We start from the raw sequence: 25,036 nt of genomic DNA, 5'->3' as shown, positions 1-25,036 counted from the left end.
CAGGTGGCAAACTGTGTGTAGGTCGTAGTGCTCCACACCTCAGCGCTCCTACGACACCGGTCGTGCTTTTCAGTCCGGAGTGATGCGCGTACGCCGCGAAAGCCTACACACCGTTTGCCGCTAAAGGACGTGTCCAATTCGACAACGCGTGCAGTGACGCGGGAGCATGAAGCGGGTGATGAGCCAGTTCGAAGCGCTGGCAACGGGCAGTGAATGGCAGAACGCCGTGTGAAGCGGAGGAACTGTTGGGGGCCCTCAGGCGGGAACAGGAATTAGCGGTGTTAGCCCGCTTTCTTTGCTTACTTTCTTTGCGGCGGCAAAGAAAGTAAGTGCCGCCCCGCACAGGGGCAACGCCTGCGCCGCGTAGGCGCATCGCGGATGCCAGCGAAAACAAAAGCAAACCAGAAGCAAATCGCGGATGCCAGCGAAAACAAAAGCAAACCAACCCAGCATCGCAGATAAACCTCCCCCTCGATATGAGACTTTTCCGTCCAGAATAGAAAAGTCTCAGGTAGACTATAAGTCTACATTCTGCCAATTGCGCCTGGCGCCGACCGACTCAGGAGATGAATCAATGACCACTGCCTTACCACTCGTCGCCGACGAACAGGCCGTCCGCCGGGCGCTCCCGGCACTCAACACAAGCCGTGCGCTGACCGCGATGTTCCGCGCACTCGCGCGATCGGAAGCCGTGCAGCCGCCGCAGACGCTCACGCTATTCCCGAACAACGCAGGCGATTTCATCACCTATCTCGGCGCACTCTCCGACGCAAAGGTATTCGGCGCGAAGCTGTCGCCATACATCGTGACGAACGACAAGCCGATCATCACGGCGTGGACAGCACTCATGTCGATGGAAACAGGCCAGCCGCTGTTGTGGTGCGACGCCGGCCTGCTCACCACCGAACGCACAGCGGGCACGACGGCACTCGCCGTCGACCAGCTTGCGCGCGCCGATGCGAAGCGGCTGGCAATCGTCGGCGCGGGCGCTGTTGGTATCGCGCATCTGCGGCATGTCGCGCCGCTGCGCGCGTGGGAATCGATACAGGTCTACTCGCGCGATCTCGCCGCCAATGAAGAAAAGCGCACCGCCGTCCAGGCCGCCGACTCGCGCGCGACGATCAGCGCAACCATCGAAGCCTGCGTGAAGGACGCAGACGTCGTCATGCTGTGCACCTCGTCAGGCACGCCAGTCTTGCCGCGCGACGCGCTGACGAAACCCGCGCTCATCACCTCGATCAGCACGAACGCCGCGAACGCGCATGAGATCGATCCCGCATGGCTGCCCGAGCTGGACGTCTACTGCGACTATCGCGCGACGACGCCCGCGAGCGCCGGCGAAATGAAGCTCGCCGCGCAACACGGCTGGTCGGCGGACAAGGTGAAGGGCGATCTGCCGTCGCTGCTCGCAGGCACCTGTGAGAACCCGACCTACGCGCGCCACGCGTTCTTCCGCTCGATCGGCCTCGGCCTCGAAGACGTGGCGATTGCCAGCGAGCTTTACCGCTTTCTGACGAATCGTGAAGGCCAGGCACAATAGATACAATGTCGATCAGCCGCCGCTGCACGTCGAGTGAACCAGACCCAGCGGCACCACGAAGAAGACTCTGCAAAGACCGCCAAGCCCGCCGATGCGCAAGAAGAACACGTCTCCCGTCAAGGATCTGCTGCTGACCCGCTACGCGCCCATCGCGGACGGCATCGCCGCGCTGTTCTTCCCGTACGCGGAAGTCGTGATTCACGATCTGCATGATCAGACCGTGCTGTATCTCGCGAACAATCTGTCGAAGCGGGAAATCGGCGACGATTCCGCGCTGGAAGAAACCGAACATTCGGCCCGCGAGCGCGTGATCGGTCCATACGAAAAGCTCAACTGGGACGGCCGCCGCATGCGCTGCGTGAGCAACGTGCTGTTCGACGATAGCGGGCAGCCGGCGGGCATGCTGTGCATCAACTTCAACATCGCCGTGTTCGAGGATGTGCGCTCCACGCTGGACCTGTTCATCAAGGGCGCGGGCATCGTCGCCCAGCCGGAAGAGCTGTTCCGCGACGACTGGCAGGAGCGCATCAACACGTTCCTGCACAGCTGGCTGAGCGAGCGGCAGATCGGCCTGAACGGGCTCACGCGCGAGCATCGGCGCGAACTCGTCGAAGCGCTCTACGCGGAAGGCGCGTTTCGCGGCAAGAGCTCGGCGAACTATGTCGCGAACGTGCTTGGCATGGGGCGTGCAACGGTCTATAAGCACCTGAAGCAGATGAAAGAGGGCGCGAGCTGAAGCTGGCCGCGCGCTGCTTCAGCGACTGCTTTGTTCATTCAGGAATCTGTGAGGAAACGACCGTGACCGTGCGTTATCGACATTACAAAGGCGGCATCTACGAATTCATCTGCGAGGCGACGCTCGAATCGGATCCGAGCGTGACGATGATCGTCTATCGCGCTGACAACGGCAGCATCTGGACGCGGCCGGCGTCGGTGTTCTTCGAGATGATCGAGCACGAAGGCCAGACGGTGCAGCGTTTTGCGCCGATCAACTAGAACCTTCTGACGGGCGGCGCGCTCGGCGCCGGCGCGATTTCGGCGTCTGGCACGTCGAGCACGAGATCGCTTTGCGCGACGGCCACGCACGGCAGGATATAACCCTGCGCCTTCTCTTCCGGGCTCACGCCCGGCCATTCGATCGTATAGCGCACGCTGCCTGATTCCAGCCGGCACAGGCAGGTTCGGCACGTCCCGTTGCGGCACATACGCGGCAGATTCAGATTTGCGAAACCAGCGGCTTCGAGCACCGTGAGCGATTCGGGCGCCTCGAATGTGTGGCCGAGCGGCTCGACGCGTACCGTGAAAGTCCGTTCTTCGCCTTCATTGGGCGCGCTGCGGCAGGTCTCTTTATCGTTCATGGCATTCACGACAGCGATACGCCCAGCAGTCTTCCGACGCCGAACGTGAACGCCGCCGCGATCATCCCGATCACGATCTGACGGAACGCCGAGAACGCGGCGCTGCGTCCATTGAAAAGCGACGTGAACACGCCGACGGCTGCCAGCCCGAACGCGCTCAACCCGATGCACTGCGCGATGGCGGGCGTGCCGTGCGACCACAGAAACGGCATCGCCGGAAAGATCGCGCCCAGCGAGAACAGGCAGAACGACACGCCCGCCGCCGTCCACGGATTGCCGCCCAGTTCCGAAGGGTCGAGGCCGAGTTCTTCGCGCGTCAGCGTATCGAGCGCTTTCTGCTTGTCGCGCATCACCTGTTCGGCGACACGCTTCGCCTCGTCCGCATCGATACCTTTCGACTGAAAAATCAGCGCCAGCTCATGCTCCTCGGCTTCGGGCGTGTGTTCGATCTCGTCGGCTTCTTTCGCGATCTGCGTGCGCGCCAGTTCGCGCGCATTCGTCACCGACAGCCATTCGCCGAGCGCCATCGAGCACGCGCCCGCGATCAGCCCGGCCAGCCCCGTCAGCAGGATCGCCTTGTTACTCGTGCCCGCGCCCGCGACGCCCATGATCAGGCAGAAGTTCGACACCAGCCCGTCGTTGGCGCCGAGCACGGCGGCGCGCAGATCGTTGCCGGATGTCACGTTCCGGTGCCACGACTCGGCGGCCGCGATCTGCGCACCTTTCGACGGCGCTTCCTTGCGACCTTTGACGTCTTCGACGATCTGCTGCATCACGGCGGCATGATGCTGCTCGTCCTTCGACAGTTGCGCGGCATCGGGCTGGTTCGCGTATTTGTCGCGGTCCGCGTATTCGGCGGCGGCCAGCGACGGCAACACGAACGTCGGCCCGAGCGTATGGATCAGGCCGCGCATCAGATGCGTCTTGAGGCTGTAGCGATGCGGCGGCACGCGCACGCCATTCGCATGCAGCTTGTTGGCCCACACATTTGCATGCACGCGTTCGGCGCTCGCCAGTTGCGTGAACAGCGTGCGGCGCTTCGGATCTTTTTCGACGCGCGACAGCGTCTCGTACAGCGCGGCGCTGTCGAGTTCGTCGGCGAGATTGGTGCGAAAGCGTTTGAGTTCGTGCCGGGAAGCCATCCGTTGATGCGCGACGGGAGCGATGTGGTGGGGTCAGGACGAAGCTTAACGCAGCGCGGCCCGGCGCGCTGCGGGCCACGGCGTGACAGATGTGTTCAGTGAGTGGTGCGCATCCGCATGTAGCGGTAGACCGTATTGCGCGCGAGGCCCAGTTCGCGCGCCGCCGCGGAGATGTTGCCGTTGTTGCGCGCGAGCGTCTGCTCGATCAGTGTCGCCTGCAGTTCTTCCATGCGCGCGGGCTGCGCCGGTGAGGGCGAGCCCACCGTCGCCAGCGCGCGCGGCGGCTCGCCGTGCATACCGTGACCGAGCGGCTCGCAGTCGTGCAGGAAATCGTCGGGCAAATGTTCGAGATCGATTTCGGCGGCGCCTTCGGCCATGATGCCCGCCGTGCGCAACACGTTCGCCAGTTGCCGCAGATTGCCCGGCCAGCGGCAGCGCGCGAAGCACACGAGCACTTCCTCGGATACACGGACGGGCATCTGCTCGCTGTCGGGTTCGTCGCTGCGCAGACGCGCCAGAATCCGCTCGACCAGCACGGGTAAGTCTGTTCGCTCGGCGAGCGCGGGCAACGTGACGACGAGGCCGTTGATCCGGTAATAAAGGTCTTCGCGGAAGGTGCCTTCCTCGATCATCGCGCGCAGGTTGCGGTGCGTCGCGCAGACGATACGCACATCGACCGGCACCGCACGCGTTCCGCCGAGCGGCACGACGCTGCGTTCCTGCAAAACGCGCATCAGACGCACCTGCTGCGCGAGCGGCATGTCACCGATTTCGTCGAGAAACAGCGTGCCGCCGTCGGCCTGCACGATCTTGCCGACGTTGCCGCGTTTTTTTGCGCCCGTGAACGCGCCGTCTTCGTAGCCGAACAGTTCCGCTTCGATCAGCGTATCGGGCAGCGACGCGCAATTGACCGCGACGAACGGCGCATTGCGACGCGGCGATTCTTCATGCATCGCGCGCGCGAGCCATTCCTTGCCGGTGCCTGTCTTGCCGAGCACGAGTAGCGGAATGTCGCGGCCGCGCACTTTCTCGACGCGGCTGAGCACTGCGGCCATACGGGCGTCGCCGGTGTCGAGTGTGGCGAAGGTGATTGCGGCGGCGCGCGGTTTGAGCGGCACCGAAACGGCCGCGGCGGACGTGGCGGGCGTGGTCGCGCGCGGGCCGCTTGAATCGGCGGAAAACGCGGGACGTGCTGGATATTCGGCGCGTGCGAGCACGCGCACGCCGCTGGGCAACATCAGCGTCAGGCATTCGCCGGGTGCGCGCGACGCCTGTTGCAGCACGACGGGAAACGCGGTGCCGAACAGCATTTCGAATGGTTGGCCGAGCAGCGTGTCGAGCGGCCGGCCGAACTGGAAGAGGGCGCTGCGATTCGCGGCGAGCAGCATGCCATCGCCGCCAAAAGCTGCGAGCCCTTCGAACAGCGTGCCGATGAACTCGTTACGCGCGTGAAAGCGAATGCGCACAGCACTGCCGAACTGGTTCGCGAACAGCTGGTTTTCGATGATCTGCGCCGACATGCGCACCAGCGCCAGCGTGTGCTTGTGAGAAGCGCGCGGGTCGCCGCTCACGTCGAGCGCACCGATCGTGCGGCCATAGGGATCGGCAATCGGCGTGCACGAGCAGGTGAGGATGCGGTTGGCTTCGAGAAAGTGCTCGCCGCCGTGCACGACGGTCGGCTGGCCGTCTGCGAGCGCCGTGCCGACAGCGTTCGTGCCGCGATGCGCTTCGGACCACGACACACCCGGACACAACGCGACGCGCTTGGCTTTCTCGACGAAATCGCTGTCGCCGAGACTGTGCAGGATCACGCCGTTGCTGTCGGTGAGCAGGACCATGCTTTCCGTGTCGACGATCTGCGCATGCAGCGTTTCCATCACGGGCAATGCATGCGCATACAGCGAGCGGTTGCATTCGACCAGATCGCGCAGCGCGAGCGGACGCAGCGGATGGAAGTCGGGCGCCTCGGACGCGCGCAGACCGAAGTCGCGCGAGCGCGCATGCGCCTGCGCGAGCACGTCGGCGCGAACCGTGACGGACGGCGTGACGGAACGTTGGGTCACTGCATGTCTCCGATGTTGTGCGCGTCTTGCGCGCGGCTTTCTAAGGTGGACTGCGCACTGGCGACTTTGCGCGCTGCAACACTGAAGGTCCGACGAAAGCTGTGACGACAGGGAACGCAGCCGGTCTGTGCCGGCTCATGCCGAACCATCTTACAGGAGGACGCGTAGCGCGTGTTCCGCTTGCCTTCTGGCGCAGAAGTGCAATGATCGTAGACAGGCACGCGTTCGCGCCGCGTGCCGGCACTGGGACTACGTCCATCACGGTCCCGGCCAGCGCCATTTCGAGGAGAACGTCATGGTGCGCACGGAGTTGAGAGTCGTCCTCGCCACGCTGTCGGTGTTCATTGCGTTGGGCGGTATCGGGCTGTCGATCCACGGTTCGCTGAACTATCTGGACAACGAGATCTGGGCGGGCGTGATTGCGATTGCGATCGGCATCGTCGGTTGCGTGACGATGCTCACGCTGTGGCCGCACGATCTGCCAGGCAAGACGCCGCCCGGGCATCCCGCCGACGACGTCGGGCCGCACGAACATCATCATCATCTGCCGACGCAGTTCTAGACGCGTCCGTACGCGCGACATTACGCTGCGGTGCCGCATTTTCGAGGGCTTGTGCGTAGGCAATTGCCCTTGATGTGAGGTGGGTGTCGGATTGATTGGTGCTGTTTCCGGGTGCATGGCGGCACCATGCTGGCGTGTGGCGAAACAAAACTTGCGGCGCGCCGGAAGTCGTCTACAGTGTTGAGATCAGTTGCGGTACGCGCGATGACGGCGTGTGTCCGTGGCTGACAGCCCGCGCTGCGATCCATAACGGAGGTGTGAACAGGGGCACGCGCGGTCCTCGGTGGTGTCCGTTCGACCAAGGTGTTCCCATGCAGATCAATTTCCCGAAAGAAGCTCCTGAGTACTCGGGGCGCGAGCTCACACTGGCATTTCCGGCTATGGTCGATGGGCAGAGGGTGGAATGCATGATCACCGCCGAGGCTCTGGAGGATCACTTCGGGGCGGCATCGCCGCGACTCGAAGACATGGTGGGGGCGTTTTCTACGCACCGCGAGAGGATCGAAGCCGCTACGCGGCGGCTTTTGTCTGAGACGCGCGCGCAGTGTGTTGTGCTGCGTAGCGGGTATGTGCGGTTTTATGAGGCTAATTGGCGGAATTAGGGTTTTTGCTGCGCAGGGCTGGGCTGGGTTGTTCAGGTTCTTCTGGCCTTTGCGCTGGCATCCGCGTTTTGTCTTGCCTGCTTCAAGCGTTGCCCCTGTGCGGGGCGGCACTTACTTTCTTTGCCGCCGCAAAGAAAGTAAGCAAAGAAAGCGGGCTAACACCGCCCGTGCTTGACCACCGCCTGAGGGCCCCCAACGGTTCTTATCCTTCACACGGCAACTTCTCAGTCCACGCTCGTTGCCAGCCTTCGAATAATCGCCTCACCCACTTCAATCACCCGTAGTGCCGCCTGCGGCAGCGAATGGTTGATGCCGCCCAGGTGGCAAACTGTGTGTAGGGCGTAGTGCTTCACGCGTCGGCGCTCTTACGACACCGCTCGTGTTTTTCAGTCCGGAGTGAGTGCGCGTAAGCCACGAAAGCCTACACACAGTTTGCCGCTAAAGGACGTGTCCAATTCGACAACGCGTGCCGTGACGCGGGAGCATGAAGTGGGTGAGGCGCCTGTTCAAAGCGCTGGCAACGGGCATTGCATGGCAGAACGCCGTGTGAAGCGGAGGACCCGTTGGGGGCCCTCAGGCGGGAACAAGGATTAGCGGTGTTCAGCGGCTTTCTTTTGCCTACTTTTCTTTGCCGCGGCAAAGAAAAGTAGGTGCCGCCCCGCACAGGGGCGACGCGTGAAGCACGACGGCAAATCGCGGATGCCACCGCAAACCCAGAAAAACCAAACCAGCGTCGCAAGACAAACCCAAGCCCACGGGATGCCAGCGAAAAGCTAGAACACCAACCAGCGTCGCAGACACAAAACCAAAAAACCTACTCTGATCCCAGATAAAAAAACCGAAACAAAAACACAGCAGCAATAATCCAGACAACGAGCTTGACCTGACGAGCACGACCCGTAAGCAACTTCAAACCAGCATAAGAAATAAACCCAAACGCAACGCCATTAGCAATGGAATACGTAAAGGGCATCATCAAAGCGGTCAGCGCCGCGGGCACAACCTCAGTAGCATCATCCCAAGGCAGATCAGCCATCTCACGCAACATCAGACAGGACACATACAGCAAAGCCGGCGCCGTGGCATAACCCGGCACAACCCCCGCCAGCGGCGCAAAAAACAGCGCAAGCAGGAACAGCACGGCAACGGTAATAGCGGTGACACCCGTACGCCCACCAGCCTGCACACCCGAAGCACTCTCGATATAAGCCGTCGTCGACGAAGTACCCAGCACAGACCCGGCGAGAATCGCCGTACTATCCGCCAGCAACGCGCGATTCAACCGATGCATCTTGCCGTGCACCAGCAACCCCGCGCGATTCGCCACACCCATCAGCGTGCCCGTCGCATCGAACAGTTCGACGAGGAAGAACACCAGAATCACATTCACTACGCCTGTCGACAGCGCAGCCTTGACGTCGAGCTGGAGTAGCGTCGGCGAAATCGAGGGCGGCGCGGATACGATCCCGTGGAACTCGTTGCCGCCGAAAAAGAAGCTCAGAATCGTGACGCCGACAATGCCGATCAGAATCGCGCCGCGTACGCGCAGCACATCCAGCATCACGATCGCGAAGAAGCCGATGATCGCCAGCACGACGTGCGGGTCATGCAGATTGCCGAGCGTGACGAGCGTCGCCGGATTGCCCGTGACAATGCCCGCCGTCTTCAGCGAAATGATCGCGAGAAAGAGGCCGATGCCGCCGGTGATCGCGACGCGGATCGAATGCGGAATGCCGTTGACGATCACCTCGCGCACGCGGAACAGCGTGACGATCATGAACAGGCAGCCCGAGATGAACACGGCGCCCAGCGCCGCCTGCCACGTGAAGCCCATCCCCTTGACGACCGTGTACGCGAAGTACGCGTTCAGGCCCATGCCGGGGGCGCAGGCAATCGGATAGTTCGCGTAGAAGCCCATGATGAGCGATGCGAGCGCCGCCACCAGGCAGGTCGCGACGAATACCGACTCTTTGGGCATGCCCGCATCGCCGAGGATCGCCGGATTGACGAAGATGATGTAGGCCATTGTGAGGAAGGTGGTGAGCCCTGCCAGCACTTCCACACGCAGGGTCGTGCCTGCTTCGTCAAAGCCGAAATACCGTTTTACGGAGTCCATGAGCCGAGTCTCTCGTCGTTTGAAATGTCGTTCGTAAGCGTTTGTTTGCTACTTATGCCGCATCCGTGTGATCGTGACGCCACGGGCGGATTTAATCACGATTGGTCAGCAAATACCGCATTTGACCCGCCCGCGCGTTGAGCCGATGCAACACCCGGCGCGCGAGCACGGTCCGCCGCAGCGACAGGCGGCGCATCGATGCGAATTTGCTGGCGAAGGGGCGTGATGATACCTGACGCGGCGCATCAGGCCGGATTACGAGGGGAACGGGAAGAAAGGCAGGGCAGGGAAAACGCTTTGCGATATCGCAAAGGTGGCGCGCAGTATCACGTCAGACTTGACGTTGCGCAATGCAAGCCATGACACGCGCGATTCCCGCGTGTCATGCATTCGGCCGACCGGTATTACTGTTGCGTGCCTTGCGCCTGCGCGCGATGCTGCGCGACGATACGGCCCGCCGCAATCGCATTGGCCGGATAATTGATCCAGTCGAGCGGATCGTAGCCTGCCTTGCGCCATTCGACGAGATCCGCTTTCACTTCGGCGCGGGTCTTGGGCGTGTTCTGATCATAGGCGCGCGATGTTTGCGCAAATGCAGACGAAACAGCTGCGACGCCCATAAGCGCACCGAGCGCACCGACAACAATACGAGGAATCAGCTTCATGGCTAGGGCCTGAAAGATTAGGATGACCCCTTTATTCTAGGTTCTGTATTCGCAATGGGTAAGGATCGTAAATGAAATGAACCGTTGCTCACTTTGCGTCCAATGAAGTGCCAGCGGCGTGGTTCATGCATGCTCCGCACGCTTGCGTGATCGAACGTTTGAGAGAGATTCGCACGCAAGCATTCCTCATCCATGCGGTGTCGCTAGCCCATATGCTGAGACGGTTTGCCCATGCGGTCGAGCACGGCCGTCAACAGATCGACAGGTAGCGGAAACACAATAGTCGAATTCTTGTCGGCGGCAATGGTTGTCAGTGTCTGCAGATAGCGCAATTGCATTGCCTGCGGTTGTTGCGCGAGCATCTGGGCTGCCTGCAACAGTTTCTCCGACGCCTGCAACTCGCCCTCGGCATGAATTACCTTCGCGCGCCGTTCGCGTTCGGCTTCCGCCTGACGCGCAATCGCGCGAATCATCGTCTCGTTGATATCGACATGCTTGATTTCGACATTCGATACCTTGATGCCCCACGCATCCGTCTGTGCATCGAGCACGCGCTGGATGTCGGTGTTGAGCTGCTCGCGTTCGGAGAGCAATTCATCGAGATCATGTTTGCCGAGCACCGCGCGCAATGTGGTCTGCGAAAGCTGGCTGGTGGCCTCGAAGTATTTCGCCACCTGAATCACCGCGCGCTCGGGGTCGACGACCCGAAAATAGACGACGGCATTTACCTTGACCGACACGTTGTCGCGCGTAATCACGTCCTGCGGCGGCACGTCGAACACGACGGTGCGCAGATCCATGCGCACGACCTGCTGCACGACGGGAATGATCAGCACGAGCCCCGGCCCCTTGACCTTCCAGAAGCGGCCGATCATGAACACCACGCCGCGCTCGTACTCGCGAAACACGCGCACCGAGGACGCGACCAGAATGATCGCCATAAGAATCAGGATGCTGCCAAAGCCGAAAGTGAAACCGATCATGTGCGTTCTCCCTGTTGTGATGCATTGCTGGCGGGAACCACGGTGAGCATCAGGCCGCGCCGCCCCGTGACGCGCACGGCGTGACCGGCCGCGAGCGGGGCGGTGCTGCACACGCGCCAGCGTTCGCCATGCACGCGCGCCCAGCCGACGCGCTGCGGCTCGCCGTGCAACAGGCTGTCCTGCGGGCTGTCGGCGCGCGGCTGATCGGTGTCGTCGGCGATGAGGCCGTCGTCGAGCACTACGCCGACGCTGCCGATCATCGCCTCCGCGCCCGTCACCACGGGCCGCCGGCGCGAGCGCAGCACGAGACCCGACACGCCGAAGATAAACAGCACGCTGAATACGACGACGGCGGCGATCATCGGCAGTGGAATGCCGTAGCCGGGCACGTCGGTGTCGATCAGCATCAGCGCGCCGATCGCGAACGCGACTATCCCGCCGAAACCCAGCGTGCCGAACGTCGGCAGGAAGGCTTCGGCGATCAGAAACGCCAGGCCGAGAAAGATGAGACCGAGACCCACGTAGTTGACGGGCAGCAACTGCAGCGCGAACAGGCCCAGCAACAGGCTGATTGCGCCCGCCACGCCGGGCAGGACGAAGCCGGGGTTCGCGAACTCGAAGAAGAGGCCATACATGCCGATCATCAGCAAGATCAAGGCCACGTTCGGATCGGTGATGACGGCGAGGAAATGGCTGCGCCAGTCGGCCTCGAGCGTCACGATGGGCGCGTGCGCGGTCGTCAGACGTTGCGGGCCGGCGGCCGTGTCGTAGGTGTGGCCGTCGACCTGCCGCAGCAGATCGCGCAGATCGCGCGCAATCAGGTCGACCACCTTCTGTTCGAGCGCGTCGTGCGCCGACAGGCTCACGGCTTCGCGCACCGCGCGCTCGGCCCAGTCGACGTTGCGGCCGCGCAATTGCGCGAGGCCGCGGATATACGCCTGCGCGTCCTGAAGCTGCTTGCGCAGTTCCGTCGATTGACTGTCCATCGGCAGCGCGCCGGAGGCCGCATTGTCCTTCGCGGCCGGGCTGGAGCCGGGCGTCGCACCCGGCAGCGCGGGCGGCTGGCCGGGCTTGGGCGCATCCTGGCCGCCGATGCCCAGTTGCACCGGCGATGCCGCGCCGAGATTGGTGCCCGGCGCCATCGCCGCGATGTGGCTGGCATAGGTGATATAGGTGCCCGCGCTCGCGGCGCGCGCGCCACCTGGCGCGATATATGTCGCGACGGGCACGGGCGACGCGAGGATCGCCTTGATGATCTGCCGCATCGACGTGTCGAGGCCGCCCGGTGTATCGAGTTGCAGGACGGCGAGTTGCGCGTGCTCTTCGGCTGCACGGGCGAGGCCGCGCACGATGAAATCGGCGGTGGCGGGGCTGATTGCGCCCGCGACGGGAATCACGACCACGCTGCCGGGCGCGATGGGCGATTGCTCGGCGCGTGCGCAAGGGGCGAGCTGTGTGGCGGCGAAGAAAATGCAAGCGAGCGTCAGCGCCTGCCGCAACAGCTTGTCCGCGGCGTTAAAAATGACGCGTGAGAGGCTAGCCCGCGCAGCACGGCCATCGGCGGCGAGAAAAGCGCCGCCCGCACGACCGCGCGCGCATTGCGAACCCGCTAGCCGGATCGGGAGAAGCCGGTACGTTCCCATCGTCGACGGCCGGCGCGCTGCGCCGCGACGGATCGCGTTCGCGTGGCGGTGCGCCTGGCCTGAAAGAGCTGGCCTGTCTTAAGCTTAGTCGGATTCCGCGAGTTCCGCGCGGCGGGAGATACCCGCGCCCGCCGCGTGCGCGTTGACGGCCCGATAGTCCGCCGGCCGCATCCCCGTCCACTTGCGAAACGCCCGGTGAAACGCACTCGGTTCGGCGAAGCCGAGCATCGCCGCGATATCGGCAATCGGCTGTCCGCCGCGCTGCAACTGTGCAATCGCGATGTCGCGCCGCAGATCGTCCTTGATCGCCTGATACGTATAGCCCTCCTGCTTCAGATGACGCCGCATCGTCGCTTCGGCGACGTGCAGGCGCTCCGCCATCTCGTCCGAGCCGGGCCACGCGGTCATCGGCAGCGCGCGCAGCGTCTTGCGCACCCGCGCCGCCAGCGAGCCGGGATTGCGGTACTTGATGATGAAGCTCGCGGGCGCGTCGCGCAGGAAGGGTTTGACGGACTTCGTGGTCTGCACGACGGGCAGCTCCAGGAAGTCCGGCGCGAGATCGACATACGACTCGCTCTGTCCGAACGACAGATCGTCGCAGAACATCAGCCGGTATTCGTGCGCGTCGGCCGGTTCAGTGCAGCGAAAGCGTGCCTCGATCAGCGGAATGCGCCGCCCGACCAGCCAGCACACCAGGCCGTAGACGAGGATGAAGTACGTTGCGTAGGCAAACATCGCCGGTTGCGGCGTGCCGTCGCGTTGCGTGAACGCGAGCCGCACGCGGTCGTCGTGCGTGACGATCTGCACGCTCATGTCGTCGAGTACGAGACGCATGAAGTTGACCGCGCGCGTGAGCGCCTGGCCGCCGTTACGCGCCGTCAGCGCCATTTGCGTCATCGCGATGAAGCTGCCGCTTTTCATCGCGTGGGAATCCTGGCCGAAGAATTCGTCGTCCAGCGCGCGGGCGATGTTGGCCCACAGCGCGCCGTACTGCGCCGGCGTCACGCGGCTTTTCGGGCTCGCGAGCATTGGCGGCGCGATGCCTGCTGCATCGATGATCGGCAGCACGTCGACGCCGCGCGCGCGGGCGAGCGCCAGCGTTTCCTCGACGAGACTGACGGAGATCGTGCCTTTTTCTGCTTTCATTCTCGCGAGATCGTGTTCAGTGGATTCTGGTAAATGCGCTCACGACGTGCGGCGTGGGTGCCCGTCGGTACCGCCATTCTGCCGCATTGCGACGGCGTCCGGTGTCCCGTTATGGCAAATGCGCTCACGCAGATTGAGCGGACCCGGCATCGAATCCCGCGTTCGCGCCGCCTACACTGGGCTCCAGCAGACGCGCCGTATGTGCAGTGCAGCAGGCGCGCAGAAGACATGGAGCGAGACACACATGGACGAGTTCTATACCGACGAGCAGCGGATGATCCGCGACGCCGCACGCGATTTTTCGCTCGAACGCCTGGCGCCAAACGCGGCGCAATGGGACCGCGACGGCCAGTTGCCCGCGGACGTCGTCACACAGATGGGCGAACTCGGCTTTCTCGGCATGATCGTGCCGCCCGAATGGGGCGGCTCGTACACCGACTACACCGCTTACGCGCTTGCGCTCGAAGAAATTGCCGCCGGCTGCGCCGCGTGCGCGACGCTGATGAGCGTGCACAACTCCGTCGGCTGCGGGCCGATTCTGAACTTCGGCACCGACGCGCAGAAAGACCGCTATCTTGCCGACCTCGCGACGGGCAAGCGCATCGGCGCGTTCTGCCTGACCGAGCCGCACGCGGGCAGCGAGGCGAACAATCTCCGCACGCGCGCTGTGCTGCGCGACGGTCAGTGGATCCTCAATGGCAGCAAGCAGTTCGTGACGAACGGCGCGCGCGCGAGTATCGCGATCGTGTTCGCCGTCACCGATCCCGACGCCGGCAAGCGCGGCATCTCGGCCTTCATCGTGCCGACGGATACGCCCGGCTTCAACGTCGGGCGACCTGAAAGCAAGCTCGGCATTCGCGCGTCGGATACCTGCCCGATTTCACTCGACGATTGCGCTGTGCTGGAAGGAAATCTCCTTGGCGCGCCGGGCGAAGGCTTGCGCATCGCGCTGTCGAATCTCGAAGGCGGACGCATCGGCATTGCGGCGCAAGCGCTCGGCATTGCGCGTGCAGCGTTCGACGCAGCGCGCGGCTACGCGAACGAGCGCATCCAGTTCGGCAAGGCGCTGAAGGAGCATCAGACCATCGCCAATATGCTCGCCGATATGGCGACGCGTCTGAACGCGGCGCGTCTGCTCGTGCATCACGCGGCGCGGCTGCGTAGCGCGGGCAAGCCGTGTCTGTCGGAAGCGTCGCAGGCAAAGCTGTATGCGTCGGAAGTCGCTGAGGAAGTGTGCTCGAAGGCGATCCAGATTCATGGCGGCTATGGTTATCTGGAGGATTACGCTGTAGAGCGGCACTATCGTGACGCGCGGATTACGCAGATTTACGAAGGAACGAGCGAAGTACAAAGAATGGTTATCGCGCGGCACGTTTGAGCGCAGAATAATCGGCCAATAGAGCGCATGACGCGCCTCACTCGCCAGAGGGACTGGAGACAACGATGACAGCAGCCCAAAGTTTTATCGACGCGCGCGACCTGTTGTTGCGCCATCGCACGGACTATGAGCGCGCGTACAGCGAATTCAGATGGCCGGCGCTCGGCGAATTCAACTGGGCGCTCGATTACTTCGACGTCGTCGCGAGAGGCAACGACAACCCGGCGCTATGGATCGTCGATGATCCCGCGCAGGAAGGGCTGAAACTGTCGTACGCGCAGATGTCGGAGCGTTCGTCGCGTATGGCGAATTTTCTGCGCGGGCTGGGCGTGGGGCGTGGCGACCGGCTGCTGCTGATGCTGCCGAATCGTGTCGAGTTGTGGGACGTGATGCTCGCTTCGATGAAGCTCGGCGCGATCGTGCTGCCCGCTACGACGCAACTGTCGCCGGATGATGTGCGCGACCGCGTGCAGATTGGCGGCGCGAATTTCGTCGTGGTCGATAGCGCGGAGACGGGCAAGTTCGACACGTTGAATACGTTGGATACGCCGGTCAGGCGCATCTCGGTTGGCGCGCCGCGTGAAGGCTGGACGGATATCGCCGCCGCGTATGAATGCTCTGCGACGTTCACGCCCGAAGGCATTACGCGCGCTGCCGATCCCATGCTGCTGTATTTCACGTCGGGCACGACGTCGAAACCGAAGCTAGTCGAACATACGCATCAGAGCTATCCCGTCGGCCATCTGTCGACCATGTACTGGATCGGCCTGCAACCCGGCGACATTCACTGGAACATCAGTTCACCCGGCTGGGCGAAGCATGCATGGAGCTGCTTCTACGCGCCGTGGAATGCGCAGGCGTGCGTGTTCGTCTACAACTTCGCGCGCTTCGTGCCCAAGGAAACGCTCGACGTGCTGGTGCGCTTCAATGTCACGACGCTGTGCGCGCCGCCTACCGTGTGGCGCATGCTCGTGCAGGAGCCGCTCGCGTCGTATGCGGTGAAGCTGCGCGAGATCGTCGGTGCGGGCGAGCCGTTGAACCCGGAAATCATCGAGCGCGTGCGGCATGCATGGAACATCACGATCCGCGACGGCTACGGGCAGACGGAGACCACCTGCCAGATCGGTAATTCACCGGGACAGCCGGTCGTGCCGGGCTCGATGGGCAGGCCGTTGCCGGGCTATCGGGTCGAACTCGTCGATGCCGACGATCATCCCGTGACGGAAGGCGAAATTGCATTGCCGCTCGCGCATCGTCCGCTCGGGTTGATGACGGGCTACGCGAACAACGCGAAGGCGACCGAACAGGCGATGCGCAACGGCTACTACCACACGTCGGATGTCGCGATGCGACGCGACGACGGTTATCTCGTGTACGTGGGCCGCTCGGACGACGTGTTCAAGTCCTCCGATTACCGGCTGAGTCCCTTCGAGCTGGAAAGCGTGCTGATCGAGCACGAAGCGATTGCGGAAGCGGCCGTCGTGCCGAGCAACGATCCGCTGCGGCTGTCCGTGCCGAAAGCGTTCGTGACCGTGCGACACGGCTTCGAAGCCGGCCCCGAACTGGCGCGCGACGTATTCCGCTTTTCGCGTGAAAAACTCGCGCCGTACAAACGTATTCGCCGCCTGCAATTCAGCGATCTGCCGAAGACGATCTCCGGCAAGATCCGCCGCGTCGAACTGCGACGGCGCGAACTGGAACGCACCGCCGAGCCGGCACGGATGCCGGACGAGTATTGGGAAGAGGACTTCCCCGAGCTTCGCAACGGAAATGGCAACTGAGCGGCAACTGATCGGCACGTAAGCATCAGTCAAGCCACCGATACCTACTTCAGGAGACATCCAGCATGAGCGCAAATCCTTCGACTCTGGCCGGCCGCAAGGTCGACACCGTCAAGCTGTTGATCAATGGCGAGTTCGTCGAGTCGAACGCGACCGAATGGCGCGACATCGTGAATCCCGCGACGCAAGAGGTACTCGCACGCGTGCCGTTCGCGACGAAGGCGGAAGTGGACGCAGCGATCCGTTCGGCGTACGCGGCGTTCGCGACCTGGAAGAACACGCCGATCGGTGCGCGCATGCGCATCATGCTGAAGTATCAGGCGTTGATCCGCGAGCACATGCCGCGCATTGCGAAGACGCTGACGGCCGAGCAGGGCAAGACCTTGCCCGATGCCGAGGGCGACATTTTCCGCGGTCTCGAAGTGGTCGAGCATGCGTGTTCGATCGGTACGTTGCAGCAGGGCGAATTCGCGGAGAACGTGGCGGGCAGCGTCGATACGTACACGTTGCGCCAGCCGGTCGGTGTGTGCGCCGGCATTACGCCGTTCAACTTCCCCGCGATGATTCCGCTATGGATGTTCCCGATGGCGATCGTCTGCGGCAACACGTTCGTGCTGAAGCCTTCGGAACAGGATCCGCTATCGACGATGCAACTGGTCGAACTGGCGATCGAAGCGGGCGTGCCGAAGGGCGTGTTGAATGTCGTGCATGGAGGCAAGGATGTGGTGGATGCGTTGTGCACGCATGAGCTGGTAAAGGCGATTTCGTTTGTCGGATCGACGGCGGTGGGCACGCATGTGTACAACCTGGGCAGCCAGCACGGCAAGCGTGTGCAATCGATGATGGGCGCGAAGAATCATGCGGTCGTGTTGCCCGATGCGAACCGCGAACAGACCTTGAATGCGCTGGTTGGCGCCGGTTTTGGTGCTGCAGGGCAGCGGTGTATGGCGACATCTGTCGTCGTGCTGGTGGGGGCGTCGAAGGACTGGTTGCCGGAGCTTGTGGAGAAGGCGAAGACGTTGAAGGTGAATGCCGGTCATGAGCCGAAGACGGATATCGGGCCGGTGGTTTCGCGAGCTGCGAAAGAGCGGGTTCTTGGATTGATCGAGGCTGGCGTTAAAGAGGGCGCAACGCTCGCGCTGGATGGACGTGGTGTTAGTGTGCCGGGCTACGAGGCCGGCAATTTCATTGGGCCGACGATTTTTAGTGATGTCAATGTTGAGATGGATGTGTACCGGACTGAGATCTTCGGGCCGGTGCTGTGTGTGATGACGGTTCCCACTTTGGACGATGCAATCGCGTTGGTGAACAGCAACCCGATGGGCAATGGGGTGGGGCTCTTCACGCAGAGCGGCGCTGCCGCGCGGAAGTTTCAGAGTGAGATCGATGTTGGACAGGTTGGGATCAATATTCCGATTCCCGTGCCGGTGCCGTTTTTTAGTTTTACCGGTTCCCGTGGATCGAAGCTTGGGGATCTGGGGCCATACGGCAAACAGGTTGTGCAGTTCTATACGCAGACCAAGACTGTTACCGCGCGGTGGTTTGATGATGCCACTGTGGGGGATGGGGTGAATACCACTATTAGTCTTAAGTAAGGGTCTGGGTTTGGTTTTTGGTTTGGTTTTGTCTTGCGACGCTGGGTGGTTTGCTTTTGGCTTTTGCTGGCATCCGCGATGTGTTTTGCCTTGTTCATGCGTCGCCCCTGTGCGGGGCGGCACCTACTTTTCTTTGCCGCGGCAAAGAAAAGTAGGCAAAAGAAAGCCGCTAACACCGCCAGTGCTAATTCTTGCCTGAGGGCCCCCAACGGTTCTTATCCTTCACGCGACAACGCTCTTGTTGATGCTAGTTACTAGCGCTTTGAATGAATGCGTCACCCACTTCAATCACCCGTAACGCAGCAAACGGCAGCAAATGGTTACGGCCGCCCAGGTGGCAAACTGTGTGTAGGTCGTAGTGCTTCACCCCTCAGCGCTCTTACGGCACCGCTCGTGCTTTTCAGTCCGGAGTGGAGCGCATAAGCCGCGATAGCCTACACACAGTTTGCCGCTATAGAACGTGGGCAAATTGATCGCGCGTGTGGGGACGCGGGCGTGCGAAGCGGGTGAGGCGTTTATTCGGAGCGTTGGCAACGGGCGGGGACTGAGAGGTTGCCGTGTGAAGTGGAGGAACTGTTGGGGGCCCTCAGGCGGAGGTCAAGAACGGGCGGTGTTAGCCCGCTTTCTTTGCTTACTTTCTTTGCGGCGGCAAAGAAAGTAAGTGCCGCCCCGCACAGGGGCGACGTGTGAAGTACGAAGGCTCATCGCGGATGCCAGCGAAAGCGAAAGCGAAAACAAAAGCGAAAACAAAAGCAAACCACCAAAGCCGTCGCAAGACAAACCAAAAGCACAGCAAACCACAGGAGACGTATCAAATGAAAATCGGCTTCATAGGACTGGGCAACATGGGCGCGCCGATGGCGCTAAACCTGCTGAAGGCGGGGCACCAACTAAACGTCTTCGACCTGAACGCGGAAGCAGTAGAAGCACTAAAAACAGCCGGCGCGCGAGCATCAAAAACACCAAAGGAAGCATCAACCGACGCAGAATGCGTCGTCACAATGCTCCCAGCGGCAGCGCACGTAAAAGCGGTACTCACAGGAGAAGAAGGCATCCTCGCGGGCATCGCGAAGAATGTACCGATTATCGACTCGAGCACCATCGACCCCGCCAGCGTAAAAACCTTCGCCGAACTGGCAAACAAAACCGGCAACACATTCGTAGATGCACCGGTATCCGGCGGCACAGGCGGCGCCACAGCCGGCACACTCACGTTCATGGTCGGCGGCACGACACAGACCTATGAACAGGTCAAACCCATCCTGCAAGCAATGGGCAAAAACATCGTCCATTGCGGCGACACCTCGACCGGCCAGGTCGCAAAAATCTGCAATAACCTCGTGCTAGGCATCACGATGGCCGGCGTCTCCGAAGCCATGGCGCTCGGCGAAAAACTCGGCATCGACCCGAAAGTGCTCGGCGGCATCATCAATACATCGACGGGCCGTTGCTGGAGCTCGGACACCTACAACCCGTTCCCCGGTGTGATCGAAACCGCGCCGTCGACGCGCGGCTACACCGGCGGCTTCGGCACCGACCTGATGCTCAAAGACCTCGGCCTCGCCACCGACGCCGCGAAACAGGCGCAACAACCCGTCTATCTCGGCGCGCTCGCCCAGCAGCTCTATCAGACGATGAGCACAAAAGGCGCCGGCAAGCTCGACTTCTCAGCCGTCATCAAGCTGTATCGCAAGGACCCAGACGCATCATGATCGAACTCGACTACATGCACGACGGCAGCGTCGCGTTGCTGACCCTCAAGCGCCCGCCCGCAAACGCATTCACGCCCGATGGCCTGCTGCAGTTGCAACACACTATCGAACGGCTGAACGGCGAACCGCAAGTGCGCGCTATCGTCATCACGGGCGACGGCCCGAAGTTCTTCAGCGCGGGCGCCGATCTCAATACTTTCGCCGACGGCAACAAGGAAGTCGCACGCATCGCTGCCGCGCGCTTCGGCGCCGCTTTCGAGACGCTGCAAAATGCGCGGCCCGTCGTGATCGCGGCGATCAACGGCTATGCAATGGGCGGCGGGCTCGAATGCGCGCTGGCGTGCGATATCCGCGTCGCCGAGCAGCACGCGGTGATGGCCTTGCCGGAAACGGCGGTCGGTCTGCTGCCATGTGGCTGCGGCACGCAGACGCTGCCGTGGCTGGTCGGCGAAGGCTGGGCGAAACGCATCGTGCTGACCGGCGAGCGCGTCGATGCGGCGACGGCACTGCGCATCGGCCTCGTCGAAGAAGTAGTCGAGAAGGGCGCGGCGCGCGAGTTCGCATTGCAGATGGCCGCGCGTGTCGCGGGTTTGAGCCCGCAAGCCGTCACGTTCAGCAAGGAATTGATCCAGCAGACGCGCAACGGCGTGCCGCGTTCGGCCGCGCTCGCCGTGGAGCGCGAGCGTTTCGTCGATCTGTTCGATGGCGCGGATCAGCGCGAGGGCGTCAACGCGTTCCTCGAAAAACGTGCACCGAAATGGCAGGGCGCGCAGGCGAAGGAGTCGCAGCGATGAGCGCTGTTCTCAACGAAGAAAGCGTGCGTGAGCCGGATGTGCTGTTTCGCGTCGTCAATCGCGTCGCGATCGTCACGCTGAACCGGCCCGCTGCGCTGAACGCGCTGTCGCACGAGATGGTGCGCGAACTGGCCGTGTTGATCGAACGCTGCCGCACCGACAGCGAGATCGCCGCCATCGTGCTGCGCGGCGCGGGCGCGAAAGGCTTTTGCGCGGGCGGCGACGTGCGCGCGCTGTATGGCATGCGTCAGCGCAACGAAAAAGGCTGGCAGCAGTTTTTCATCGACGAATACCGGCTCGATTACGCGTTGCACACGTTTCCGAAGCCCGTCGTCGCGCTGCTCGACGGCATCACGATGGGCGGCGGCATGGGGCTCGGCCAGGCGGCGCGGTTGCGCATCGTCACCGAGCGCACGAAGATCGCGATGCCGGAAACGCGCATCGGTTTTCTGCCCGATGTCGGCGCGACGCGCTTTCTGAGCGTGATGCCCGCCGAGATCGAACTGTATGTCGGACTGACGGGCGTGACGCTGACGGGCGCGGAAGCGCTACGTTTCCAGCTGGCCGATCTGTGCGTGCCGTCCGAATGGCTCGATACGTTCGAAGAGCGCTTGCTGCGCATCGCGACCGCCGACGTCGCCGCCGACGATCTGCTGCGCGCGTTGCGCACCGTGTTCGAGCCGCCGTGCAACATCGTGCCGCATGCGGGGCTCGGCGCGTTCACGCAACTGATTCTGCGTCACTTCGATCGGCGTTCGGGCATCGAGCGGATCGTCGCGACGCTGCGCCAGGATCTGGAGCGCGAGCATCCACGTGAGGTGCGCCAATGGCTGCAAGCCACGTATGACGCGCTGACCTCACATTCGCCGACCATGTTGTACGTGACGCGCGACGCGCTGTTGCGCGGCCGTCAGATGACGCTTGCCGAATGTTTCCGGATGGAACTGGGTATCGTCACGCGCGCAATCGAAGAGGGCGATTTCAGCGAAGGCGTGCGCGCGCATCTCGTCGACAAGGACCGCAAGCCGCGCTGGGCGCCCGCGACGCTCGCCGAAGTCCGGCCCGAGCGCGTGCGGCATTTCCTGTCGTCGCCGTGGCGGTCGCAGGCGCATCCGCTCGCCGATCTCGGCGTGGAGCAGGCGCTCGTATGAAGGCTGCGGAGAATCAGAACCGGTAACCGATACCGCCCATCAGCACATCCGTATCGCGGCTATAGCGCGTGACGACGCGGTTCCATGTCACGCGCGCGGCCCAGTGCTGCGTGAAGCGATACGACGCCGACACCGACACGATGCCCGAGAGGATGCCGTCGCCCGTTGGGCGATCATCGGGATCTTCGCCGTGATGGATCGCGGCATAGGCGCCCGCGCCGAAGCCGAGCGTCAGTTGATCGTCGAAAAATGCGCGCGTGAGCCAGAGCTGCGCGGTCAGACCGTCGCGGCGCGCTTTCAGGCCGCCGCCTTCATGCAGATAGCCGATCGTGCCGTCGACGAAGTGCGTCAGCCCGCGCCGGTATTCGATCGCCTCGCCCACCGACGACTGCGATTCAAGGCTGTTCAGGATGGTCTTGCCAACCAGCACCGTCACTTCGTTGTTCGTCACGTCGTGTGTGCGCGGCAGCGCCCACGCGCGCGGGCCCGGTTCGTCGGGCGCGTCGAGCTGATAGCCGACGCCGAGCAGCACGGCTGTCGTCGACGGACCGTGCGACACCTGCACGCGGTTCAGTTGCAGGCTCGTGGTCCAGCGCCGCGACGTGTACCAGGTTGCGCGCGCACTGAACAGGCCGCCCCAGCCGTGGGTATTCGAATAGCCCTGACCTTGCGAGGCGGCTTCCGTATCGAAGTAGCGATACGGCCCGACGCCCAGCGAGAACACGAAGCGGTTCTGCGCGAGGGGCAGACGGCCCCAGATTTGCACGGCCTGACCATCGCGATGATGGTCGGGCATGTGGCCTTCGTTCAACCAGGTAATACTGCCCGCGAGGTATCTTCCAAAGCCTTCCGTATAGTCGATCGCCCACGCGTAGGTGTTGGTGTCCGCACCCTTCAGCAAGCCGCCGTACAGCGCGATTTCCTGCGCCGACGCGCTGCGCGACAGTAGTGCGAAACAGGCCGCGCCCGCCAGTAGCAACCGTTTCAAGCGGTGGCGCGGTTTGCTTTTCAATTTCTTCAATGACTGCCCCTGTTGATGGAAATTCATTCTGAATGAATCAGGGGATTTATGCGGGTTAAGGGGCAGGTGGGTTGGTTACAGATTTTTGCAACGCAGTTGGGGGAGGTTGGTTTGGTTTGCTGGTGTTGTTGCTGGCATCCGCGCGATGTTATTGGTTTATTAGTGTTGCCCCTGTGCGGGGCATTTCTACTGTTGCATAGAGTTGCTTAGAGTGTCATAAGCCATAAAAATCAAACCCTTACGTTGCATAGAGTTGCATAGAGTTGCATAGGGTTGCATAGGGTTGCATAGAGTGTCATACGGAAAGTGTCCTCTATGTGTCCTACGCTGCCCTGTGCGACGGTCGATCAACGACCCAGGGAGAGGGCTAAAAATGGCACGCGTCAACATCAATCGCGATTACCTGCTGACCATCAAGGGTAACGGTAAGTCGCGCTACATTCCGGACGAAAAGCTGCGCGGGTTTTGCATCAAGGTATCGCCGACCGGCTCGGTCGCTTTCTATTACCGCTGGGACAAGCCACGCACCGCTGACGGCAAACGCCAGCAAGGCAGCCGGTTCATTGCCAACTGGCCGGGAACCGAACCCGGCAAGGCGCGCGACATGGCCGCGAAGTTCGCCGCGACGGTCGAGCATAGCACCGACGACAGCCGCACCATTCTTGCGAAACGTGAGCAGCGAGCGAACGAAGCCGAACGGGTCAAGGTGGTCCCGACGCTGGGGGAGTACCTGGCCGACACCTACGGCCCGTTCGTCAGGGCTGAACGGTCGACCGGCGCGCGGATCGTCGCGGACATCGAAAAAACGTTTATGTCGTGGCTGAACCGCCCGTTGAACGGCTTCACGACCAAAGAGTTTTCCGACTGGAAAACGGCCGAACTGTCCCGAGTGCTTCGCCCTGCCACGAACGGTGCGCCCGAAAAGCGCGTCAAGCCTGCGACGATGAACAGCAAGCTCAACAAGATCAAGGGGCTTTTCAGCCATGCGGTCGAGAATAAAACCATATCCACCAACCCGGCAGAGAACGTAACGAAATCGGACGAAGGACCGGAGCGGGTCCGCTGGCTTCATTGGGACGAGGCACAGCGACTGCACCAGGCGCTGGACGCACGCGAGGCGCGGCTGTGGGCTGACGATACGTCGACCGCCCGTCAGGAGTTCGCGGACCATGTCAAGCCTGCCGTGCTGACAGCGCTCAATACGGGCTTGCGCCGCAAGGAACAGTTTTCCTTGTACTGGACCGACATCGACATGTACGGCCGCGAAATCACTGTTCGCACCAGCAAGACGAACCGCTCGCGTGTGGTGCCGATCAATGACGAACTGTTTGCCGTGCTGACGGCATGGCGCGCGCAGTGTTTCAGCGGGAATGTTCACCCCTTGCTGGTCTTTCCAAACGAGTCCGGTGGAGCGCTGCGGGAAGTCAAGGCTTTCGTAGAAATTCGACGCGCGGCAAAAATCCAGAACTTGCGCTGGCACGATCTGCGACATACGTTCGCGACGTGGGCCGTAACGGGTGGCGCACCGCTTGATGTCGTCAGCCGCTGGCTCGGTCATAGCCGGATCGAACAGACGATGCGATACGCGCACCGTTCGCCAGAGTTTGCTTCGCGCGCGATCAATGCGGTGTCGCTTGGCCGCGCTTCGGCGAATAACCTCCTTGTCGCGGCGGCTGCGTAGGTTTGCTAGGTCTTTCCCCTCTGAACCAATGTGCGTCGAGACATCCAAATCTGGATTCAGCTATCCTTCCCCGTGTCGCAAATTTTGATTTTGGCGACACAAC

The 25,036-nt window shown here is 62.4% G+C and carries 21 protein-coding genes; 12 read left to right on the top strand and 9 right to left on the bottom strand.

The window, feature by feature from the left end; all coding sequences use genetic code 11:
* The first annotated feature begins 574 nt into the window (after window positions 1-574).
* From G3O01_RS16790 to G3O01_RS16780, 3 genes are all read left to right on the top strand, one after another.
* Window positions 575-1,540 (top strand): ornithine cyclodeaminase family protein, encoded by a 966-nt coding sequence (locus G3O01_RS16790; protein ID WP_205806261.1) that lies wholly within the window; start codon window positions 575-577, stop codon window positions 1,538-1,540.
* A 91-nt stretch (window positions 1,541-1,631) separates the two neighbouring features.
* A complete protein-coding gene (locus G3O01_RS16785; RefSeq protein WP_205806260.1) occupies window positions 1,632-2,276 on the top strand; it encodes a PAS domain-containing protein in 645 nt (214 codons plus the stop codon).
* A gap of 62 nt (window positions 2,277-2,338) precedes the next feature.
* Window positions 2,339-2,536, top strand: a complete 198-nt coding sequence (locus G3O01_RS16780) for a DUF1653 domain-containing protein (protein WP_205806259.1) — start codon at window positions 2,339-2,341, stop codon at window positions 2,534-2,536.
* Here G3O01_RS16780 and G3O01_RS16775 read toward each other — a convergent pair.
* The 3 genes from G3O01_RS16775 to G3O01_RS16765 all read right to left on the bottom strand — a co-directional run bounded on the left by G3O01_RS16775 (window position 2,533) and on the right by G3O01_RS16765 (window position 6,103).
* Window positions 2,533-2,898, bottom strand: coding sequence for a 2Fe-2S iron-sulfur cluster-binding protein (locus G3O01_RS16775; RefSeq protein WP_205806258.1), 366 nt, complete (start codon window positions 2,896-2,898; stop codon window positions 2,533-2,535). The genes G3O01_RS16780 and G3O01_RS16775 overlap by 4 nt on opposite strands.
* Before the next feature lie 5 nt (window positions 2,899-2,903).
* The gene (locus tag G3O01_RS16770) at window positions 2,904-4,040 is read right to left on the bottom strand and encodes a VIT1/CCC1 transporter family protein (protein WP_205806257.1); all 1,137 of its coding nucleotides are present in this window, start codon (window positions 4,038-4,040) and stop codon (window positions 2,904-2,906) included.
* Between the two features lie 95 nt (window positions 4,041-4,135).
* Window positions 4,136-6,103 (bottom strand): sigma-54-dependent Fis family transcriptional regulator, encoded by a 1,968-nt coding sequence (locus tag G3O01_RS16765; RefSeq protein ID WP_205806256.1) that lies wholly within the window; start codon window positions 6,101-6,103, stop codon window positions 4,136-4,138.
* A 295-nt stretch (window positions 6,104-6,398) separates the two neighbouring features.
* On the opposite strand from G3O01_RS16765, the gene G3O01_RS16760 reads away from it, so the two are divergent.
* Window positions 6,399-6,665 carry a DUF2964 domain-containing protein gene (locus tag G3O01_RS16760; RefSeq protein WP_205806255.1) on the top strand — a complete coding sequence of 89 codons (267 nt, stop codon included), beginning with the start codon at window positions 6,399-6,401 and terminating at the stop codon, window positions 6,663-6,665.
* A 311-nt stretch (window positions 6,666-6,976) separates the two neighbouring features.
* On the top strand, window positions 6,977-7,267 hold the full coding sequence (locus tag G3O01_RS16755) for a DUF1488 domain-containing protein (RefSeq protein ID WP_205806254.1): 291 nt from the start codon (window positions 6,977-6,979) through the stop codon (window positions 7,265-7,267).
* 814 nt (window positions 7,268-8,081) lie between these two features.
* Here the strand turns inward: G3O01_RS16755 and G3O01_RS16750 are convergent.
* The 5 genes from G3O01_RS16750 to G3O01_RS16730 form a co-directional block, all read right to left on the bottom strand.
* Complete coding sequence (locus tag G3O01_RS16750) at window positions 8,082-9,383, bottom strand: NCS2 family permease (protein ID WP_205806253.1); 1,302 nt, start codon at window positions 9,381-9,383, stop codon at window positions 8,082-8,084.
* A gap of 404 nt (window positions 9,384-9,787) precedes the next feature.
* Complete coding sequence (locus tag G3O01_RS16745; RefSeq protein ID WP_205806252.1) at window positions 9,788-10,048, bottom strand: DUF4148 domain-containing protein; 261 nt, start codon at window positions 10,046-10,048, stop codon at window positions 9,788-9,790.
* A 203-nt stretch (window positions 10,049-10,251) separates the two neighbouring features.
* Window positions 10,252-11,031 carry a slipin family protein gene (locus G3O01_RS16740; RefSeq protein ID WP_205806251.1) on the bottom strand — a complete coding sequence of 260 codons (780 nt, stop codon included), beginning with the start codon at window positions 11,029-11,031 and terminating at the stop codon, window positions 10,252-10,254.
* Window positions 11,028-12,674, bottom strand: coding sequence for a nodulation protein NfeD (locus G3O01_RS16735; protein WP_241024020.1), 1,647 nt, complete (start codon window positions 12,672-12,674; stop codon window positions 11,028-11,030). The genes G3O01_RS16740 and G3O01_RS16735 overlap by 4 nt, the downstream gene beginning before the upstream one ends.
* 84 nt (window positions 12,675-12,758) lie before the next feature.
* Window positions 12,759-13,820 (bottom strand): AraC family transcriptional regulator, encoded by a 1,062-nt coding sequence (locus G3O01_RS16730; protein WP_205806250.1) that lies wholly within the window; start codon window positions 13,818-13,820, stop codon window positions 12,759-12,761.
* A gap of 244 nt (window positions 13,821-14,064) precedes the next feature.
* Here G3O01_RS16730 and G3O01_RS16725 point away from each other — a divergent pair, with 244 nt between their 5' ends.
* The 6 genes from G3O01_RS16725 (at window position 14,065) to G3O01_RS16700 (ending at window position 22,231) form a co-directional block, all read left to right on the top strand.
* Entirely contained in the window at window positions 14,065-15,198 is a 1,134-nt protein-coding gene (locus G3O01_RS16725) for an acyl-CoA dehydrogenase (protein WP_205806249.1), read from the top strand.
* A gap of 65 nt (window positions 15,199-15,263) precedes the next feature.
* A complete protein-coding gene (locus tag G3O01_RS16720; RefSeq protein WP_205806248.1) occupies window positions 15,264-16,979 on the top strand; it encodes an AMP-binding protein in 1,716 nt (571 codons plus the stop codon).
* Window positions 16,980-17,044: 65 nt separating this feature from the next.
* Entirely contained in the window at window positions 17,045-18,574 is a 1,530-nt protein-coding gene (locus G3O01_RS16715; protein WP_205806247.1) for a CoA-acylating methylmalonate-semialdehyde dehydrogenase, read from the top strand.
* Window positions 18,575-19,260: 686 nt separating this feature from the next.
* Window positions 19,261-20,286, top strand: coding sequence for a 3-hydroxyisobutyrate dehydrogenase (gene mmsB, locus G3O01_RS16710; RefSeq protein WP_346779199.1), 1,026 nt, complete (start codon window positions 19,261-19,263; stop codon window positions 20,284-20,286).
* Window positions 20,283-21,080 (top strand): enoyl-CoA hydratase, encoded by a 798-nt coding sequence (locus tag G3O01_RS16705; RefSeq protein ID WP_205806246.1) that lies wholly within the window; start codon window positions 20,283-20,285, stop codon window positions 21,078-21,080. The genes mmsB and G3O01_RS16705 overlap by 4 nt, the downstream gene beginning before the upstream one ends.
* A complete protein-coding gene (locus G3O01_RS16700) occupies window positions 21,077-22,231 on the top strand; it encodes an enoyl-CoA hydratase/isomerase family protein (protein WP_205806245.1) in 1,155 nt (384 codons plus the stop codon). Before G3O01_RS16705 ends, G3O01_RS16700 begins: the two co-directional genes overlap by 4 nt.
* A 13-nt stretch (window positions 22,232-22,244) precedes the next feature.
* Here the strand turns inward: G3O01_RS16700 and G3O01_RS16695 are convergent, their stop codons facing one another.
* A complete protein-coding gene (locus G3O01_RS16695; RefSeq protein WP_205806244.1) occupies window positions 22,245-23,252 on the bottom strand; it encodes a hypothetical protein in 1,008 nt (335 codons plus the stop codon).
* A 334-nt stretch (window positions 23,253-23,586) separates the two neighbouring features.
* Between G3O01_RS16695 and G3O01_RS45765 the strand changes: the two genes are divergently transcribed.
* Window positions 23,587-24,933, top strand: a complete 1,347-nt coding sequence (locus G3O01_RS45765) for a site-specific integrase (protein WP_205806243.1) — start codon at window positions 23,587-23,589, stop codon at window positions 24,931-24,933.
* Window positions 24,934-25,036 lie beyond the last annotated feature (103 nt).

The sequence above is a fragment of the Burkholderia sp. Ac-20365 genome (genome assembly GCF_017104715.1).
GTDB lineage: Bacteria > Pseudomonadota > Gammaproteobacteria > Burkholderiales > Burkholderiaceae > Paraburkholderia.
Note: the sequence above shows the minus strand (reverse complement) of the source record. Positions and strands in the feature narration are given on the sequence as shown.

Excerpts from the sequence above, each read along its gene's own strand:
- G3O01_RS16725 (WP_205806249.1), top strand. The coding sequence starts at position 14,065 with ATGGACGAGTTCTATACCGACGAGCAGCGGATGATCCGCGACGCCGCA.
- G3O01_RS16750 (WP_205806253.1), bottom strand. The coding sequence starts at position 9,383 with ATGGACTCCGTAAAACGGTATTTCGGCTTTGACGAAGCAGGCACGACC.
- G3O01_RS16785 (WP_205806260.1), top strand. The coding sequence starts at position 1,632 with ATGCGCAAGAAGAACACGTCTCCCGTCAAGGATCTGCTGCTGACCCGC.
- G3O01_RS16705 (WP_205806246.1), top strand. The coding sequence starts at position 20,283 with ATGATCGAACTCGACTACATGCACGACGGCAGCGTCGCGTTGCTGACC.
- G3O01_RS16745 (WP_205806252.1), bottom strand. The coding sequence starts at position 10,048 with ATGAAGCTGATTCCTCGTATTGTTGTCGGTGCGCTCGGTGCGCTTATG.
- G3O01_RS16760 (WP_205806255.1), top strand. The coding sequence starts at position 6,399 with ATGGTGCGCACGGAGTTGAGAGTCGTCCTCGCCACGCTGTCGGTGTTC.
- G3O01_RS16730 (WP_205806250.1), bottom strand. The coding sequence starts at position 13,820 with ATGAAAGCAGAAAAAGGCACGATCTCCGTCAGTCTCGTCGAGGAAACG.
- G3O01_RS16715 (WP_205806247.1), top strand. The coding sequence starts at position 17,045 with ATGAGCGCAAATCCTTCGACTCTGGCCGGCCGCAAGGTCGACACCGTC.
- G3O01_RS16720 (WP_205806248.1), top strand. The coding sequence starts at position 15,264 with ATGACAGCAGCCCAAAGTTTTATCGACGCGCGCGACCTGTTGTTGCGC.
- G3O01_RS16755 (WP_205806254.1), top strand. The coding sequence starts at position 6,977 with ATGCAGATCAATTTCCCGAAAGAAGCTCCTGAGTACTCGGGGCGCGAG.
- G3O01_RS16790 (WP_205806261.1), top strand. The coding sequence starts at position 575 with ATGACCACTGCCTTACCACTCGTCGCCGACGAACAGGCCGTCCGCCGG.
- G3O01_RS16735 (WP_241024020.1), bottom strand. The coding sequence starts at position 12,674 with ATGGGAACGTACCGGCTTCTCCCGATCCGGCTAGCGGGTTCGCAATGC.
- G3O01_RS16775 (WP_205806258.1), bottom strand. The coding sequence starts at position 2,898 with ATGAACGATAAAGAGACCTGCCGCAGCGCGCCCAATGAAGGCGAAGAA.
- G3O01_RS16700 (WP_205806245.1), top strand. The coding sequence starts at position 21,077 with ATGAGCGCTGTTCTCAACGAAGAAAGCGTGCGTGAGCCGGATGTGCTG.
- G3O01_RS16770 (WP_205806257.1), bottom strand. The coding sequence starts at position 4,040 with ATGGCTTCCCGGCACGAACTCAAACGCTTTCGCACCAATCTCGCCGAC.
- G3O01_RS16740 (WP_205806251.1), bottom strand. The coding sequence starts at position 11,031 with ATGATCGGTTTCACTTTCGGCTTTGGCAGCATCCTGATTCTTATGGCG.